Annotated in this window: 1 pseudogene; it reads left to right on the forward strand. The window is 60.9% G+C overall.

The annotated features are described in order from the left end of the window. Positions 1-235, forward strand: a pseudogene (locus tag AF337_RS35255) (adenylate/guanylate cyclase domain-containing protein); the annotation flags it as partial.

Consider the following 235-nt stretch of genomic DNA (forward strand, 5'->3'; position numbering starts at 1 on the left):
ACCCTTCGCCGGCGTCGAGCTTTCAACTGCTGGCAGGGATCGTCTTTTATACCGCGGGTGACGATCGGCGGGCGATCTCGCTGATAGAGCCGACGATCGACGGCCTGCCGAAGGTCGAGCCGGCAAGCGAATATCTGGCGGCGGCCTATGCGGATCAGGGCAATGAAACCAAGGCAGCGGCGGAGACGGCAAAGCTGCTGGAACTCTTCCCGGAAAGCAATCTCACCTATTACGG

The organism is Rhizobium ecuadorense (genome assembly GCF_001187535.1).
Taxonomy (GTDB): Bacteria; Pseudomonadota; Alphaproteobacteria; order Rhizobiales; family Rhizobiaceae; genus Rhizobium; species Rhizobium ecuadorense.